General features: G+C 69.8%; 14 protein-coding genes and 2 pseudogenes. 9 read left to right on the forward strand and 7 right to left on the reverse strand.

Translation table 11 applies throughout. The features are described 5' to 3' along the window. Positions 1–65: 65 nt before the first annotated feature. The 4 genes from ACTWQR_RS40795 to ACTWQR_RS40810 form a co-directional block, all read right to left on the reverse strand. Positions 66–1,676 (reverse strand): FAD-dependent monooxygenase, encoded by a 1,611-nt coding sequence (locus ACTWQR_RS40795; protein WP_443232311.1) that lies wholly within the window; start codon positions 1,674–1,676, stop codon positions 66–68. Continuing rightward, the gene (locus ACTWQR_RS40800) at positions 1,649–2,215 is read right to left on the reverse strand and encodes a hypothetical protein (protein ID WP_443232312.1); all 567 of its coding nucleotides are present in this window, start codon (positions 2,213–2,215) and stop codon (positions 1,649–1,651) included. Before ACTWQR_RS40800 ends, ACTWQR_RS40795 begins: the two co-directional genes overlap by 28 nt. 180 nt (positions 2,216–2,395) lie before the next feature. Beyond that, positions 2,396–3,928, reverse strand: coding sequence for a bifunctional aminoglycoside phosphotransferase/ATP-binding protein (locus ACTWQR_RS40805; RefSeq protein WP_443232354.1), 1,533 nt, complete (start codon positions 3,926–3,928; stop codon positions 2,396–2,398). A gap of 19 nt (positions 3,929–3,947) precedes the next feature. Continuing rightward, positions 3,948–4,823, reverse strand: coding sequence for a universal stress protein (locus tag ACTWQR_RS40810; protein WP_443232313.1), 876 nt, complete (start codon positions 4,821–4,823; stop codon positions 3,948–3,950). A gap of 255 nt (positions 4,824–5,078) precedes the next feature. On the opposite strand from ACTWQR_RS40810, the gene ACTWQR_RS40815 reads away from it, so the two are divergent. The 5 genes and pseudogenes from ACTWQR_RS40815 (at position 5,079) to ACTWQR_RS40835 (ending at position 8,871) form a co-directional block, all read left to right on the forward strand. Further along, positions 5,079–5,897 carry a universal stress protein gene (locus ACTWQR_RS40815; RefSeq protein WP_443232314.1) on the forward strand — a complete coding sequence of 273 codons (819 nt, stop codon included), beginning with the start codon at positions 5,079–5,081 and terminating at the stop codon, positions 5,895–5,897. 138 nt (positions 5,898–6,035) lie between these two features. Then, positions 6,036–6,653, forward strand: coding sequence for an Rv1733c family protein (locus tag ACTWQR_RS40820; protein ID WP_443232315.1), 618 nt, complete (start codon positions 6,036–6,038; stop codon positions 6,651–6,653). Positions 6,654–6,692: 39 nt separating this feature from the next. Next, the gene (locus ACTWQR_RS40825; RefSeq protein WP_443232316.1) at positions 6,693–8,084 is read left to right on the forward strand and encodes a nicotinate phosphoribosyltransferase; all 1,392 of its coding nucleotides are present in this window, start codon (positions 6,693–6,695) and stop codon (positions 8,082–8,084) included. 11 nt (positions 8,085–8,095) lie between these two features. Next, a pseudogene (locus ACTWQR_RS40830) lies at positions 8,096–8,403 on the forward strand (DUF1876 domain-containing protein). 3 nt (positions 8,404–8,406) lie between these two features. Further along, on the forward strand, positions 8,407–8,871 hold the full coding sequence (locus ACTWQR_RS40835; protein WP_443232317.1) for an Hsp20/alpha crystallin family protein: 465 nt from the start codon (positions 8,407–8,409) through the stop codon (positions 8,869–8,871). A gap of 51 nt (positions 8,872–8,922) precedes the next feature. Here ACTWQR_RS40835 and ACTWQR_RS40840 read toward each other — a convergent pair whose 3' ends face one another. Beyond that, positions 8,923–9,597 (reverse strand): CBS domain-containing protein, encoded by a 675-nt coding sequence (locus ACTWQR_RS40840; protein ID WP_443232318.1) that lies wholly within the window; start codon positions 9,595–9,597, stop codon positions 8,923–8,925. A 163-nt stretch (positions 9,598–9,760) separates the two neighbouring features. On the opposite strand from ACTWQR_RS40840, the gene ACTWQR_RS40845 reads away from it, so the two are divergent. After that, the gene (locus ACTWQR_RS40845; protein ID WP_443232355.1) at positions 9,761–10,690 is read left to right on the forward strand and encodes a pyridoxamine 5'-phosphate oxidase family protein; all 930 of its coding nucleotides are present in this window, start codon (positions 9,761–9,763) and stop codon (positions 10,688–10,690) included. A 56-nt stretch (positions 10,691–10,746) separates the two neighbouring features. Here ACTWQR_RS40845 and ACTWQR_RS40850 read toward each other — a convergent pair whose 3' ends face one another. Next, complete coding sequence (locus ACTWQR_RS40850; protein WP_443232319.1) at positions 10,747–11,424, reverse strand: CBS domain-containing protein; 678 nt, start codon at positions 11,422–11,424, stop codon at positions 10,747–10,749. Between the two features lie 24 nt (positions 11,425–11,448). After that, complete coding sequence (locus ACTWQR_RS40855) at positions 11,449–11,850, reverse strand: cyclic nucleotide-binding domain-containing protein (RefSeq protein WP_443232320.1); 402 nt, start codon at positions 11,848–11,850, stop codon at positions 11,449–11,451. 400 nt (positions 11,851–12,250) lie between these two features. Here ACTWQR_RS40855 and ACTWQR_RS40860 point away from each other — a divergent pair, with 400 nt between their 5' ends. The 3 genes and pseudogenes from ACTWQR_RS40860 to ACTWQR_RS40870 all read left to right on the forward strand — a co-directional run. Beyond that, on the forward strand, positions 12,251–13,126 hold the full coding sequence (locus tag ACTWQR_RS40860) for a universal stress protein (RefSeq protein WP_443232321.1): 876 nt from the start codon (positions 12,251–12,253) through the stop codon (positions 13,124–13,126). Positions 13,127–13,186: 60 nt separating this feature from the next. Beyond that, positions 13,187–15,589, forward strand: a complete 2,403-nt coding sequence (locus ACTWQR_RS40865; protein ID WP_443232322.1) for a glycoside hydrolase family 65 protein — start codon at positions 13,187–13,189, stop codon at positions 15,587–15,589. A 186-nt stretch (positions 15,590–15,775) separates the two neighbouring features. Beyond that, positions 15,776–16,449: pseudogene (locus ACTWQR_RS40870) on the forward strand (IS982 family transposase); the annotation flags it as partial. Positions 16,450–16,603 lie beyond the last annotated feature (154 nt).

Genomic DNA, 16,603 nt, shown 5'->3' on the forward strand with positions numbered 1-16,603 from the left:
GCTCGTTGGGCTCCTCAGGACCGTCGGACTCCCGGGCCGGGGTGTGGGGCCCCGACGCCCGGTGTTCATGGCCGGACGGGCGGAGATGCCGCTGCGCCGATCAATGAGAGCCAGCCGGTCAGCCCGGCCGGGTCGGCGGTCCCGCAACGGAAGCCGACATGCCCGTCCGGACGGACGGCCACCAGCCCGCGACCGGGGCTGTTCGTCAGCCGGAGGACGGTAACCAGGGGACCGGGCACGGCGTCCGGCGGCGGGTCGGCCTCGCACTGCAGCAGCAGGTGCACACCCGGGCGGGCCAGCAGTTCGTGCAGCCGCCTGGGAGGTCCTTCGACGCTGACGGTCGCGTCCGGCAGGCGGTCTCCTGAGTGGGGAGCGCCACGCAGGGGCGGTGTTCCCTCCACAGACAGGGGGCTGCGCCGGTAGTTCACCCGCAGCTGGGAGATGAGACGGATGGCCTCGGCGACCAGCCGTCGCCGGTGCAGGAGGGCGGGTATGGCCGGGGCCGTGAGCGGAGCGGCCACCGCGCGCAACCATGAAGGGATCCGGCCGGTCGACGCCTCCGCCCAGAACGCCGTGTGTGTGAGGATCAGCCGTCGGTGGGCAGCCGCTCTGCGCTCCCTGTCGTAGGAGTCGAGCAGCACTTCGGTACCGCGCCCGTCCGCGGACTCACCCCTGGAGCCGCTCGCCGCGAAGCCGAGCTTCCAGCCGAGGTTCACCGCGTCCTGGATACCGGCGTTCATGCCCTGGCCGGTGGCCGGTGAGTAGTTGTGCGCCGCGTCCCCCGCGAGGAAGAGCCGCCCCCGGCGGAACCGCCCGGCGAGGCCGCATTGCAGCGGCACCCGCGCGGACCACGCGAGACGCTCGATCCGGGCCCGAAGCCCCGCGTCGTTGAGGAGGTGCTGGAGCTCGGCCAGCGGGACGGCGGATCCAGGTTGGCCGAAGTTCTGGCCGGCCCCGTCGGTGGACGCCCGCGTGGCCAGCAGCCGCCAGGTGGCCTGCTCGCCGAGCGGGAAGAGGAACAACAGCCCTTGGCGCCCCGCGAACACCTCGGCACCGGAGCGCTCGGAGATGCCGCCGAGGTCGAGGTCGGCGAGGACCACCTCTTCGGCGTAGGGCTTGCCGTGCCATCCGATGCCGGCACAGGCCCGCACGGTACTGGCCGGGCCGTCGCAGCCGACAACGAAGGGGCAGCGGATCTCCTCGATGCCGTGCCGCGATCGCAGCACAGCCCGCACGCTGTGCCCGTAGTCGCGGGCAGTGGTCAGTTCTGTGCCCCGTTCCACCGTCACCCCGCGGCCGGCGAGTGCCCGCGTCAGCACTCGTTCGACGTCCATCTGCCGCATGAGCGACAGATGGGGGAACGCCGTGTCGGGCAGCGCGAGGTCCGCGAGTCTGGTCTCGACGACGCGGGAGCCGAGATGGAGGTCGATTGCTGGGGCGGGGTCCGCCAGCTCCAGCAGGGCGTCGGTGACGCCGAGTGGGCGCAGGACTTCCAGAGTGCGGGGGTGCAGGATCAGCGCACGGGAGGGCCGGAACGGCTCGGGACGCCGCTCGATGATCCGGATCCGTGCCCCGTGGTCATGGGCCTCCAAGGCGAAAGTGAGGCCGGTTGTACCGGCCCCGACGACCAGGATGTCCACCACTGTCGTCACGTCCCGGCCTGGATGCGCCACCATGCTGAGCTGTCGTGCGGCGCAATGTTTTCGATCAGCCCAGGATCCGCGATCACGTCGTCGCGGCGCAGCCTGGGCACAACGGCATAGCTGATCGAACCAGGCACGCTGACCAGTGCCAGGACCCGCCACAGGGAACGCGCGTAGTGCTCGGCGCGCTCCGTGCCGTCCCACTCGTACATGCCGCGGTAGCGATCATGCTCGTCGTGGGCCAGCCACAGTTTCGAGGTGAACCCGGGGAAGCCGACGAACAGCGGGGTGTTCAGCAGGCTCTCCGCGCGGAACACGGCGTGTGCGGGCCCACGGACCAAGCGCAGCCGGAAGGTGACCACCAGCGTGCACGGGTCCTTCGCCAAGCCGCTGCCGAGTCGGGTCTCCCGGTACACCCGGGCCGAGGTGCCGTCGGCGAAGCGCAGCCGCATCTCCTGCCGTTCCTTCGGCAGACGGACCCGGTGCCGCGCAAGCAGCGCGAAGGTGGAGAGGAAACATGTGGCCACGGCCCTCCACGCCTCGCCAGGGACGAGGGGTTTCTGTTCACCCATGGTGGCCGCCTCACGAAGTGCCGTAACGGGCGTGCGGGCCCCGGCCCTGCCACGCCTCCTGCCGGACCGCAGGGCCCCCGTACAACCACCATGAGCGAATGCGCCGTGCCGCGCGAAACCTGGTGGCGCGGGCCGGCAATTGGTCGTCATCCCCGGCCATGTGCGGGCGTCCCAACTCGTCTAGTCCGGCTCCATGTAGGGGCGACGGAAGACCGGTGCCTGGCTGTCGGCGTGCGGGCGGATCGCTGCCAGTGCCTGGACCACCGCGGCCTCCAGGGAACCGCTCGTGTCGACGCTGACGGCCTCAGTCCAGGGCGGTTCCGTGGCAGCCATGGCGGTGGCCACGTCGACGCCGGCGTCGGACGCCCCGGGCGCGCGGGTGGCGAGGCGGGATGTGGTCACCTCGGCCGGAACATGGCAGTGCAGGGCGACGAGGTCGGCGTAGGTGTGTTCGGCCATGCTGAGGGCGGCCTCGCGCTGTGCGGCGTCGTGCCAGGTGGCGTCCAGGACGACGGACTCACCCTGGGACAGCAGGGTCGATGCGCGGTCGAGGAGAGCGGCGTACGTCTTGTTGGTCCATTCGGGGGAGTACAGGCCCTCGCCGTAGGCGGCGGCAGCCCGCTGCTCCGCCGAGATGCCCGCCAGTTCCTTGCGGAGGCGGTCGCTGCTGAGCAGTGTCACGCCCAGCCGATCGGCCAGCGCGCCGGAGAGCGTGGACTTGCCGCTGCCCGGGAGCCCGCCGACGAGGGTCAGGCCGACGACGGAGGCGCGCAGGTGGCGCAGGGCGGTCGTGATCAGTCGGTGTGCTGCCGCCTCCCCGCCGGGCGTGCCCTGGCGGGCCTGGATCAGGGAGACCTTGGCCCGGACGAACGCGCGGTACGCGACGTAGTGGTGACGCAAAGACGGCGGTGCCGGGTCACCGGAGTATTCGCCGTACTCGTCGAGGAAGAACGCCGCGGCCTCCGGCGCCCCGAGCTGTTCCAGGTCCATGGCCAGGAAGGCGGCGTCGTCGAGGCCGTCGACGTAACGAAGGGTGTCGTCGAACTCCAGGCAGTCCAGAACGCGTGGGCCGTCGTCGAGGCAGAAGATGTCCTCGGCGAGCAGGTCTCCGTGGCCGTCGACCACCCGCCCCTGCTCGATGCGCCTGTCGAACAAGGGCTCGCGGCCGGCGAGGTAGCGGCGCACCAAGCGCTCGATCTCCTCCACCCCATCGGGCGCGGTGCCGTCGTCGGACAGGGCGCGGACCTGGGCGAAGCTCGCTTCCCAGCGCGAGGACAGTGCGTCGCGCGTCCCCTGCTCGGTCACCTCCCGGCTGCGAGGTGCGCTCGCGTGGTGGGCGGCGAGCAGCCGGGCGACGGCCCGAAGGGCGTCGTCGACGGCCGCTCCTTCCCGTACGAGCCGGGAGAGGCGGCGCTCGGTGGCCATGCGGCGCATCACCACGACGGGTTCGGGTACGTCGGTGTCCGGGCTGCGGAATTCGCCGACGCCGAGGTAGATGTCGGGGGCGAAACGGCGGTTGAGGACGACCTCTCTCTCGCACGCGGCCTTCCGGGCGGCCACCGTGGTGTAGTCCAGGAATGTCAGGTCGACTGGTTTCTTCACCTTGTAGGCGCGGTCCCGGATGAAGAGGACCACGGCGGTGTGTGTCTCGCGCACCTCGGCGCGCGAGAGCGACGAGGCTCTGGGGGCGTCGTCCCGCCGCGCCGACGCCATCGGCTGGCCGGGGTTCGGCTCAGTCATGGGGGACGACGGCGACGGGGCAGCGCGCGTGGTGGGCGGCGGCTTGGGCCACGGGGCCCAGGCGTGGTGCCAGGGGAGGGTGGTGCTTGCGTCGGCCGACGACCAGCAACTCGGCGCCTGCGGCGGCTGCTATGACGGCCCTGGCGGGGCTGTCGAGGTGGATGGCCTCAGCTACGACCACGCCCGGGAACTTCTCGCGCCAGGGACGGAGGGCCTGGCTCAGGCCCTTCTGAGCCTCCTGCCTGACCTCGTGGGTCACGGTGTGATCCACGCCCCAGGGGGCGTACGCGTGGATCGGCACGCTGCGGCCATGGACGGTGCGGAGCGGCACGCCCCGCACCGCGGCGGCGGTGAAGGCGAATTCGAGCAGGTCGTCGGACGGTCCGTGCAGTTTCAGTGCCACCACCACGCCGCCTGCCGAACCTGATTCGGGCGCGCGACCTTCTTCCCTCCGCTCGGCGCGCACCAGGACCACGGGCCGCTCGGCGCGTGCCACCACGGACATGCTGATGTCGCCGAGGAAGTAGCTTTCCACGGGAGTCAGGCCCCTCGAACCGAGCACGAGCATCTCGGACTCCGACGATGCCTGGAGCAGTGCGTTCTGCGCGTCGTCGGCGACCAGGTTGCCGACGACGGTGAGGCCCGGGTGGTGCGCCTGGAGTTCCGCCTGGGCGTTGTGCATGAGCCGCTTCGCCCAGTAGTTCTGGTCGACTTCCGCGGGGATGAGGGTCGGTTCCGGGGCCAGCAGGGGCCACGCGTGCAGCAGGCGCAGGGTGAGATTGCGTCGCTCGGCTTCGTCGGCGGCCCAGCGGGCGGCGGCGAGGCTCTCGGGTGAGCCGTCGAGGCCGACGGTGAGGGCTTGTTCCATGGCGACTGCCTCCGTCTCGTACGAAGCTGGAAGGACGGTGCGTGCGGTCACCGCCCGAACGGCTGCCGCCCCTCGTGTGTCGGTGGCCGTGCAGGCCGGCCGTGGCGCGTGCGCGACGCACGAGCGCTGGCGCCGACCGACAGAGCACGGTGCTTCTACATCGAGGACTACCTCAGATCTCCTCGCGGCGCATGTGGTCCCCGGCGAGGCGGCGCTCGCACGGGCGTGAAGTCCGGAACAAGGGAGGTGGGAGCGGTGGTGGTTCCCCTGGTGGTCGGCATTGACGGGTCCGAGGCGAGCCTTGAGGCGGTGGAGTGGGCCGCGGACGAGGCGGTCCGGCACGAGGTACCGCTCCATCTCGTGCACGCGGCCGCAACAGACCACGAGACGCCCAGCCTGGTCGCTGTCGCCTCGGAGCGAGCCGGCAAGAGCGCGCCGACGGTACGGCTGTCCAGTGAGGTAGTGCACGAGGACGCGGCGTCCGCCCTGGTCGGCAAAGGGCGCAACGCCTTCGCTCTGGTACTCGGATCCCGAGGGCTCGGAGATCTCGCCGGGCTGCTCCTGGGCTCGGTCAGCTTGGCCGTGGCCGCTCATGCCGACTGCCCGGTCGTCGTCGTGCGCGGTGGGCTGGAGCACCGGAACGGCCGGTTCGGGAGTGTCGTCGTCGGTGTCGAGGACGGGCAGGGCAGCGGTACGGCTGTGGACTTCGCGTTCCGGGAGTCCCATGTGCGGCGCTGTCGGCTGGTGGCGGTGCACGCCTGGAACGTCCCGGTCGGGAACCCTGGGCCGCCGGGCTTTTCTGGATACGCCCTCCAGGCCATGGGGCGCCCGCCGGCACAGGTGCTCGCTGACGCACTGCGCAGCCCTGCGGAGCGGTATCAGGACGTGTCGGTGAGTAGCGAGGTGGTCGAGGGCCCGGCCCGGCGGGCGCTCTTGGAGGCTGCGTCCGGTGCTGATCTGCTCGTCGTCGGGGCCCGCAGGCGACATGGGCACGTGGGTCTGCAGTTGGGCCTGGTCAACCACGCGGTGCTGCATCACGCGCCGTGTCCGATTGCGGTCGTACCGCAGGTGTGACCGGTGACGAGCAAGGTGGGTCGAGTGGCCGTTCAGCAGGGACCTTCGGCCCAGTGATCGGACTCTGCCGCCGTTGGAGGGTAGTGGGGGAAGCAGACGTGGCGGGGGGATGCACCAGCAACAGCTGGAGGCCAGACCATGAGCGCACAGGATCCGCCGCACGCATCCGGTCCCCGCCGACCGCACAACGAGCAGCCCCCGCCGAGGGGCGCGAACCCGCTGAGGCGTACGTCCGATCGGGCCGAAGCCTGGTGCTCCGGCTTCCTGCTGGCGGTGCTTGTCCCCGGACTGCCCGTGGCTTCGGTGAGCGCGGGGCTGGCGGTCCACGAGTCGACGATGCGCACCGTTCAAGCCCAGTCCGCGGAGCGGTTCCAGGTCACTGCTCGGGTGACCTCGGCCCCGGAGGCAGCATCGGGCGGTGCTGCGGACGAGAAGCAGAAGGTTCAGGTCAGGTGGACCGATAAGGACGGCCGGCAGCAGACGGGAAGCGCCCCTGCACCGCTGGACAAGACCGCAGGCTCCACCGTGCGGATCTGGGTGGACCGGGGAGGAACCGTCAAGAACCCGCCGATGTCCGCGAGCAACGCGAAGGCCGGCGGCTGGCTTATGGGCGGCATGACGGCGGTCGGCGTGTACGCCGGCTTCGTTGCTGCGCGCAAAGGCATGCGCCTGGCGTTGGACCGCAGAAGGTACGCACAGTGGGACGCCGAATGGGACCGAGTGGAACCCCTTTGGTCCGCGCGGTTCCACAGGTGACAGGCCGGGGCCCTGAGTGTGGTCCAGGAGGTGACGCAGATGTCCGATGTGACGACCACTGACCTCTACGAGGTCACGATGGCGATGTCGTACCTGCGGGAGGGTATGACCGGCCCGGCAACGTTCAGCCTGTTCGTCCGCGACATGCCGCCCGGCCGGGGCTTCCTGGCGGCCGCCGGCCTGGAGTCGTCGCTGGACTTCCTGTCCGGGTTCCGGGTCGACGCCGAGGATGTCGATGCCTTCGCCTCAGCACTGCACCGGCCGCCGCGTGATCTGGCCCCGCTGCTGGGCATGGAGTTCACCGGCCAGGTGCGGGCGGTGCCGGAGGGGCGGATCGTCCTGGCGGGAGAGCCACTGTTGGAGGTGACCGCTCCGCTCCCGCAGGCCCAGCTGGTCGAGACGTACATCCTCAACCAGGTCAACCATCAGACGACGATCGCCTCGAAGGCCGCACGGTGCGTCCTGGCCGCTGCCGGCCATCCGGTCGTGGACTTCTCCCTGCGCCGCACGCACGGCCCTCAAGCCGGTCTCCAGGCCGCCCGGCTGAGCGCCATGGTGGGATTCGCCGGAACGAGCAACGTCGCCGCGGCCACCGCCGAAGGACTCTCGGCCGTCGGCACGATGGCCCACTCGTACATCGAGGCGTTCGGAACGGAGGAGGCGGCCTTCCGGGCCTTCGCCCGGTCCCACCCCGGTCCGGTGACACTCCTGGTGGATACCTACGACACCGAAGAGGGGGTACGCGTCGCGGCCCGCGTCCTGCGGGACCTGGACCGTGGGCCCGGCTCGGCCGTACGGCTGGACAGCGGAGACCTGGGAGCCCTGGCGCTGACGGCGCGCGCCATCCTCGACGCGGCGGGACTGCCGGACGTACGGATCATCGCCAGCGGCGGTCTCGACGAGTACGCCGTGGACGAACTGGTCCGCTCCGGGGCGCCGATCGACGTCTACGCCGTCGGCACCCGCGTGGGGGTCTCGGCCGACGCCCCGTTCCTGGACTCGGCCTACAAGATGGTCGAGTACGACGGCCGACCGGTGATGAAGCTCTCCTCGGACAAGGTGACCGCCCCTGGACAGAAGCAGGTGTACCGCCGTCCCGCATTTGCGGACGTGATCGGGCTCCAAGATGAGCAGCCGCCGGCGGCGGGCGTACCGCTGCTGGAGACGGTCATGCAGAACGGGAGTCGCACCGTCGAGCGCCCCACTCTGGACGAGAGCGGGGAGAGGTTCGCCGCCGACCTGGCCGAGCTCCCGCCCGCAGCACGCCGCATTCAGGCCCCCCTCGCGCCACGCGCGACCATCTCCGGACCGCTGACTGTCCTCGCCGCCCAGGTCCGGCACCGTATCGAAGACGAGGTCCTGGCCTCAGTCGCCAACCTGCGCAACCACGAGCGGAGGGCAACCGGATCACAGCGCTCCGTACCGAGATGAGGAGGACAGCGATGCCGCATACCGTGGAGTGGAAGGTTCTCTCTACCTCTTCGAGGAAGAGAGAACGACCAAGGCACGTGTGGTGCTGGACACCGGGACCACGGAGCTCACCGGGCACGGGGCCGCGCACAGGAACCCAGCGGACATGGACGTGCCGGAGATCGGTGACGAGCTGGCAGCGGGCAGGGCCCTGCACGACCTCGGCCGGCAGCTGGTGGACGTTGCCGAGCGTGACATCGAGGGCATGGGCGCGGCCGCCGCCGGGCGGAGGGACCCCCCGGAGACCGGCTGGCCGTTGCCCGATTTGCAAGGAGGATGACCGATGACGCTGCCCGGGCACCATCACCATGGGAGGGACGCTCTCCCCGCATGGGACCCCATCCGCGAACTTGAGGACCTGCACACTCGCATGGACCGTCTCATGCAGTCCGCCTTTCCCGGCGGAGCCGAACTCAGCACAGCCGGGGCATGGGCGCCGCTGGCGGACATCGAGGACACCGAGGACGCGTACCTGGTGGAGCTGGAGCTTCCCGGTGTGGACAAGGACGACATCACCGTGGAGGTCACCGACTCCGAGATCGATGTCCACGGCGAGATCAAGGAGAAGGAACGCACCGGCGTGGTCCGGCGGCGCGCCCGCCACGTCGGGGAGTTCGACTACCGCACGAGTCTGCCGCCGAACTCGGACACCGAACACATCAGCGCCGAGCTGACCAACGGGGTTCTCACCGTCCGCGTCCCGAAAGCCGAGAAAGCCAAGGCGCATCGCATCGAGATCGCCGGCTGAGCCAAGGGCGGGAGCAGCCCTCGTTGCTCCGAGCCAGTTCCTGCGCTGCCCTCAGCTGTCCTTTGCCGAATTCTGGGAGTCGTCCGGGCGGTGCGCGATGTGCTCGGCGACAGAGACCACGCCGTCGACGCTCCGGCACAGCCGCTCGATCACCGGGATCAGGCTCCTGACCTTGACGGATCCGCCGAGGCTCACGTGCCCTTCGCGAACCTCGACCGTCACGTCCGAGACGACAGGCCCCAGGGTCCCCCGCAGCAGGTCCCCCGTGATCTCGTCGCGGATGGCATCGTCACGGCGCAGGAAGATCCTCAGCAGGTCACCGCGGCTGACGATGCCCTGCAGCCGGTCCGTCTCGTCCACCACGGGCAGTCGCTTGACGTTCTGGACCGCCATGAGGCGAGCCGCCTCGACCACGGTCCACTCCGGACGCGCGCACACGGCGGGAGCCGACATCAGCTCCTCGGCCCTGGCGCCTTCGGCCTTGGCGCGCTCCCAGGCCTCCAGATGCGGAACCGGTGTCAGGCCGGACGGGTCGGTCTGGGCGGAGGACTTGCGCAGCAGATCGGCCTCGGACACCACGCCGACGGGTCGGTCCAGTTCGTCGACCACGGGTACGGCGGTGACGTCGTTGTCCGCGAGCAGTTTCACGATCTCTTTGAACGGCATGTCGCGCCGTGCTCGCACGACGTCTCGGGTCATGAGCTCTTCGACCGTACGGTGGTGCATGTCGCCTCTCCCTTCCGGGCGGAGACAGCCAGGCGCGAGGGGCTGGGATCGGCCCCGCATTGGCCGTCCGGCTACCCGGATCACAGGGTTCTCATCCCGTGCGGTGGCACGCCGCGCGTGGGACGTTGGGTTACAGCAGCATTCTGAGGAAACGGCGGCGATCATGCGAGCTCAACTCGGCGATCAACTCGTGGTCGAGAGCCCCGCCACCGGCGCCACCAGGCGCGACGGCGAGATTGTCGGACTCCACCATGAGGATGGAACGCCTCCCTACGATGTGCGCTGGTCGGACACGGATGAGGTGACCCTCATCTTTCCCGGCCCTGACGCACACATCCATCACATCGAGCACGGTCCCGAGAGCGCACACGAGCCTTCCCAGCCACGCACGGCACAGCCAGGCGGGCAGAGAAGTGCCAAGCCCCGCGGAACCCCGCCGGGCAGGCCGCCCAATCCCGGTGACATCGGCCGCCGCGTTGCCGCCGAACGCACACGCCAAGGACTGACCCGGGAAGAGATGGCCCGCCGCGCCAGAATGGCGCCGGAATACCTGGCATACCTCGAAGAACACCCGGCCGACCCGACCGATGCCACTCTTATCAGCGTGGCTGATGCGCTGGGCACCACCACCGCCGCTCTGCGCGGAGGCGGCATCGATCTGCCGCCTGGCCTGGGCCAGGCGCTCCTGCACCCTCGGCTGCTCGACCTCCACCCTGACGAATGCCGCACCCTGCTGTCCACACACGGCGTGGGGCGCGTCGCGGTGTCGACAGAGCACGGCCCGGCGGTGGTTCCGGTGAACTACGAGGTCGTCGACGACGCGATCGCGTTCCGGACCGCGCCGGACTCGGTCCCGGCGGCGGCCGTGGGATCGGAAGTCGCCTTCGAGGTCGACCATGTCGACGAAGCCATGAGCCAGGGCTGGAGCGTGCTCGTCGTCGGACCCGCGCGTGAGGTTACCGATCCTGACGCGGTGCGGAAGCTGGTCGATCGCGCCCACACCACGCCGTGGCCAGGCGGTGAACGCGAGATGTGGGTGTCGATTCAGCCCACGCGCATCACGGGGCGCCGTATTACTTCGGCCGAGCAATGAAGGAGGAGCGCCAGCCACTCCCCGCACCGTCCGGCACGTACGACTGGTTCGACCTTTTATTGCTCGCCCCTCGGTCCGCCCGGAGTGGTGGACTCACCGGTGAGGTGGGGCTCGACGTCCACGACGCCCTCCACTGCGCGCACGAGGCGCTCGGCAACCGAGATCAGCGAGGTGTCCTGTATGTGTCCGCGGAGGGTGACGATTCCCTCGTGCACGTTCACGTGGATGGCGTGGCTGAAGGCCGGGAAGAGGTAGGACACCACGGTGCGGCGGACCTCCTCCTCGATTTCCTCGTCCGACCGCAGGAAGACCTTCAGCAGGTCGGCGCGGCTGACGATGCCCTGGAGCATGTCCAGATCGTCGACCACGGGCAGTCGCTTGACGTGCCTGACGGCCATGATCCTTGCCGCTTGGGCCAAGGTGGCGTCGGGGTGGACCGTGATCGCGGGGGTGCTCATGAGCTCCCCGGCTGTCACGGCCCCCGCCTTGACGAGGTCGGACAGGCGCCGGCGTTGCTCGAAGAGGGACGGGTCGCTGTCGCGGAACTCCTCCTTGGGCAGCAGGTCGGCTTCGGAGACGACGCCGATGACGCGCCCTTCTCCCTCCAGCACCGGCATGGCACTGACCTTCCACTGCTCCATGGTCTGGACGATCTCCTTGAAGGGCGCGTCGCGTCCGACGGCCACGACCGTATGCGTCATCACATCGCTCACGATGTGCGGGGTCTCAGGCACTTAGGGCCTCCTTGTCTCGCCTCGTCAGGGCACTTCGCCGGCGCCGTAGGGGGCGTACAGGTCGAGCAGTCGCACCCGGGCGGACCTGAGCCGGCCTGCGATCACTCCGGCGACATAGATACACAGCTCGTGCTGCAGCTCCGGGTTCTTCCCGCACAGCTCACGGACCGCAGCCGCGTCGAACTCGTAGGCGCGCACCGGGCTGCTGGCCTGGGCCCCCAGGTGCCAGCGATGGGGAGGGACCAGCCAGGACCAGCCCAGCAGTTCCCCGGCCCCGAGGGTTTCAACGACCGCTGCGCGGCGGCCGGGCACGTGCAGGTCGAGAGCGACGGTGCCCGTGTGGATGATCCAGAAGCGGTCGGCCTTGCCGCCCTCGTTGAAGATGCGCTCGTCGATCTCGAACGACACCTCGCGAACGAGGGACATGAGCTGCTCCCGATGCTCCTTTGTCAGGGCGCCGAAGACGCCGGTCCTCGCAACCACAATGGTCTCCCCTTCTCCATGACCTCGAAGTGGAGGCGGGCTCGTATCCGGTCACGGACGTCTCACCACGCGGTGCCTGGTCTCGTCGGCGGGAGTCCCAAGCCGCGTCTGGTCGGCAGGACGACGGACCCAGGCCGATGCGGAGGCCGTGACGGCGATGCCGAGTGCACTCAGCGCTGTGTTCCCGGCTGCATGACTCCACGATCGTCGCAAATCGGCACGGTGCAACCTGGGCCGAGATCTCCCTGCCAGAGTCCGGCCACGTGTCGCGATGGATCCGGGGCGGTGCGACGGTATTCACAGGGGGGATCTCGCGGTGCCGGGCAGGAAGGCGGTAGGGACCATGGAGCTCCCGCTGGTCGTGGGTGTCGACGGATCGGATTCCAGCCTGCAGGCCGTGGACTGGGCGGTGGACGAGGCGGCGCGCCTCGGGCTGTCCGTGCGGCTCGTCTACGCCTCTCTGTGGGAGCGGTACGAGGGAAGCCGCCCGTCCTTCAGCACCGACCGTCCGGCCGAAGAGGTCATGGCCGAGCACATCGTCGCGTCCTGCGCGGAACGCGCCCTGCTGCGCAATCCAGAGGTGAAGGTGTCGAGCGACGTGCTGCCCGACGACGCCGTGTCCGTGCTGCTGCACGCGGCCCATGAATCCTCTGCCCTGGTCACGGGCTCCCGCGGCCGCGGCGAGGTCGCCGGGATGCTGCTGGGCTCGGTCAGCCTCACGGTGGCTGCCCGTGCCGTGTGCCCGGTCATCGTGGTCCGCGGCGGGGAGCGGAACCGGCAGGGCTCCTTCGACCGGGTGGTGGTCGGTGTCGGCGACTCCACCGAGGGCTCGGCTGCCCTGCGGTTCGCCTTCCGTGAGGCCGAGGCGCGTGGCTGCCCCCTGCATGCCGTACGGGCCTGGCGCCGCCCCGCCCATGAGCACGTGGACGGCCCTCTGATCGTGGACGATTCCCCCCTTGCCCACGAGGAACGGGCCTCCGCCCTCCTCACCGACGCGTTGCGTGACGCCGTGCGCAATCACCCAGAGGTCGATGTACTGCGCCAGGCGTTTGAAGGCCCCGCCCACAAGGTCCTCCTGGACGTGTCGGCCGACGCCGACCTGGTCGTCGTGGGTGCGGTGAGGCGGCACGGTCACTTCGGTCTGCAACTCGGCAGGGTCGCCCACGCCTTGCTGCATCACGCCGAGTGCCCGGTGGCCGTCGTCCCGCAGCGGGTCTGAACTCCGGCGTGCGTCGCACGTTCCTGCACATCTCGTGACGGGAGAAGGAGAGGGCGACGGATGTCGGAGTGGACCTGGGAATACGAGGGATACGACCCCGCTGCCGAGCGGCTGCGCGAATCGTTGTGCACGCTCGGCAACGGCTGCTTCGCCACCCGCGGTGCGGTGCCCGAGAGCAGGGCGGGCCTGGTGCACTACCCGGCCACGTACGCCGCCGGGGTCTACAACCGCCTGGAATCCCCTGTGGCGGGGCGACGGGTGGTGAACGAGGACCTGGTGAATCTCCCCAACTGGCTGCTCCTGCGGTTTCGTCTTCGTTCCGCCGACGGATCGGTGGGCCCGTGGTTCTCTCCCGACGCGCGGCAATTGTTCGACTACCGGCACACATTGGATCTCCGCCGTGCCACGTTGACGCGCATGTTCCGGTACTGGGACGACGAGGCGGCCGGTGTGCTGAGCGTGGATCAGCTCCGCCTGGTGCACATGGCGGATCCGCACCTGGCCGCGCTGCGAACCGTTTTCACGTCCGAGGAGTGGTCGGGCGAGGTTGAGGTCGAATCCGTCCTCGACGGCGACGTGACCAACAACAACGTCCACCGCTACCGGTCCCTCAACCGGAACCACTTGATCCGGGTACGGACGGGGGAGGCTGGGTCCGAGACGACGTGGCTGCGTTGCCGGACCAGCAGCTCCGACATCGCGATCAGCATGGCGGCGCGTACGGTCGTCATGGGACAGCGGCCCGCGTCGTCCGAACTTCGCCCGTCTCGTCACCGCGCCGTACACCGACTGGTAATCCCGATAGCCCCGGGCCGGCCCGCCGTGGTCGAGAAGACCGTGGCCCTGCACACCTCACATGACCTGGCGATCAGTGACCCGCTCGGCGCGGTGCTGGACCGGGTGACCGCTGCCGGGGATTTCTCGGAGCTCCTGGACTCCCACGTGGCGGCGTGGCAGCGGTTGTGGCGGCGGGCGGACGTCCAGGTCCCCGCCGAGGCGGGTCGTGTGCTGCGTCTGCATCTGTTCCATGTGCTGCAGACGCTGTCCCCGCACATCGCGGAGCTGGACGTGGGTGTGCCGGCCCGTGGGCTGCACGGTGAGGCGTACCGGGGGCACGTCTTCTGGGACGAGCTGTTCGTGCTGCCGTATCTGAACCTGCACTTCCCGGAGGTCTCACGGGCCCTGCTGAACTACCGTCACCGGCGCCTGCCGCAGGCATGCCGCGCGGCTCGCGCGGCGGGCCGGTCCGGGGCCATGTACCCATGGCAGTCCGGCAGCGACGGGCGCGAGGAGACACAGCAGCTGCACCTCAACCCCCGTTCGGGCCGCTGGCTGCCCGACAATTCCCGTCTCCAGCACCACGTCGGCTCTGCGATCGCCTACAACGTGTGGCAGTACTGCGAAGCGACCGGCGACACCGAGTACCTGCACACCAAGGGCGCGGAGATGCTGCTGCAGATCGCCCGCTTCTGGGCGAACCACGCGGAGTTCGCCCCCGACCTCGGCCGCTACCGCATCCGCGGCGTGGTCGGCCCCGACGAATACCACGACAGCTACCCGGACGCCGCCCGGCCAGGCATCGACGACAACGCGTACACCAACGTCACCGCCGCTTGGGTCCTCAGCCGCGCTCTCGACCTGATACAGCGCTTGCCCGCATGGCGCCGAGACGAACTGTTGGACCGTATCCAACTGGACAGCGGCGAACTCCCGGAATGGGAGGAGATCTCCCGGCGGTTGAGGGTGCCGTTCCACCAGGGTGTCATCAGCCAGTTCGACGGCTACGGCGATCTCCCCGAGCTGGACTGGGACGCTTACCGCGCCCGCTACGACAGCATCCGGCGGCTGGACCGGATCCTCGAGGCCGAGGGCGACACCGTCAACCGCTACCAAGCCTCCAAGCAAGCCGACGTGCTGATGCTCGGTTACCTCTTCTCGGCCGCCGAGCTGCGGGACCTGTTCCGCCGCCTCGGCTACGACGTGGACGACGAGATCTGGCGCAGGACCGTCGAGTACTACCTCAAGCGCACGAGTCACGGCTCCACTCTCAGCGGCCTCGTCCACGCCTGGGTTCTCGCGCGTGCCAGACAGGCCGAGGCGTGGACGTATTGCGAAGAAGCCCTGGAACAGGACGTCGCCGACCTTCAGGGCGGCACGACCGGTGAAGGCATCCACCTCGGTGCCATGGCCGGCACCCTGGACCTGGTGCAGCGCGGCCTGACCGGGCTGGAGACCCGCGAGGACGCCCTCCGGCTGGACCCCGTGCCGCTTCCGGCACTGTCGGAGTACGGATTCTCACTGCGCTACCGCGGCCACTGGGGCGTCCGCGTCCGGCTGCGCAGCGGACAGTTGGGAATCGGTGTGCCCGACTCGGAGGAATCCCCGATCCGTGTGGTCCTGCCCGACCGGGCTGTCACCGTCGCACCGGGAGAGACCTGCACGCTTGTGCTGCCGGTGAGCTGATCCGCGTGGCGGACCAGCTGCCGGTGAGCTGACCCGCGCGGCCCGGAAAAGACGTGACGGCTGGTCAGGAATTCCGGGAGCGCGGCGATTCGGAGCCTCGCGGCGACGCCGTCAGCCTAGACGAATGAGTCCAATGTCGGGGGCTGGTGCGCGAGCTTGGAGAGAGAGGGCGCTCAAGATCATGTTGTGACGCAAGACCTGAGCACGCTCTTGACCGCGCTGTACGTGAAGATCGACGACGAGATTGGAAGGACCGGGTGGATGGGACGCCGCCGCTGCTGACCGACTCCGAGCTCGTCTGCCTTGCCGTGGCGCAAGCCCTGCGCGGCCACCGCTCCGAGGCGCGCTGGCTGCGCTTCGCCCGCAAGCACCTCACCGGAATGTTCCCCTACCTACCTCAACAGTCGGGCTACAACAAGCGGCTGCGAGCGGCGCTGCCCCTGGTCAAGCGGATGATCCGGGAGCTGGCCATGGACAGCGACCTCTGGTTCGACAACCACTGGATCGTCGACTCCACGCCAATGCCGTGCGGGATGTCCCGCCCGACCGTCCAACGTTCGGACCTCGCCGGGTGGGCCGGGTACGGCTACTGCACCTCCCACTCGCGGTTCTTCTGGGGCCTGCGCCTCTATCCGGTCTGCGCCCCGACCGGCATGCCCATCGTGTGGGCGCTGGCCAACCCGAAGATCGGCGAACGCGAAGTCCTGGCCTCGATGCTGGAGGCCGACGCCGGCGTGGTCGCCGAACGCGAGGGCATTCTGCTCATCTCGGACAAGGGCTTCGCGGGCAAGGTGTTCGCGCAGGGCCTCGCCGGGCAGGGGATCGAGCTGCTGAGGCCGTCCCGCACGCGGGAGATGCGGTGCGGGCCATGACGAAGGTCGGCGCACGTGATCGAGCGCAACTCGTCTCGTTCGCCTTCCGGGCCGGCCTCTACCCCTGAGCCTGCCGAGCAGAACCCCGAAACAGATGGCCGCCCCGGCGATGCCGAGCAGTCCGGGCGGGACGGCGTGGGCA

Source organism: Streptomyces sp. 2A115, from assembly GCF_052245575.1.
Taxonomy (GTDB): Bacteria; Actinomycetota; Actinomycetes; order Streptomycetales; family Streptomycetaceae; genus Streptomyces.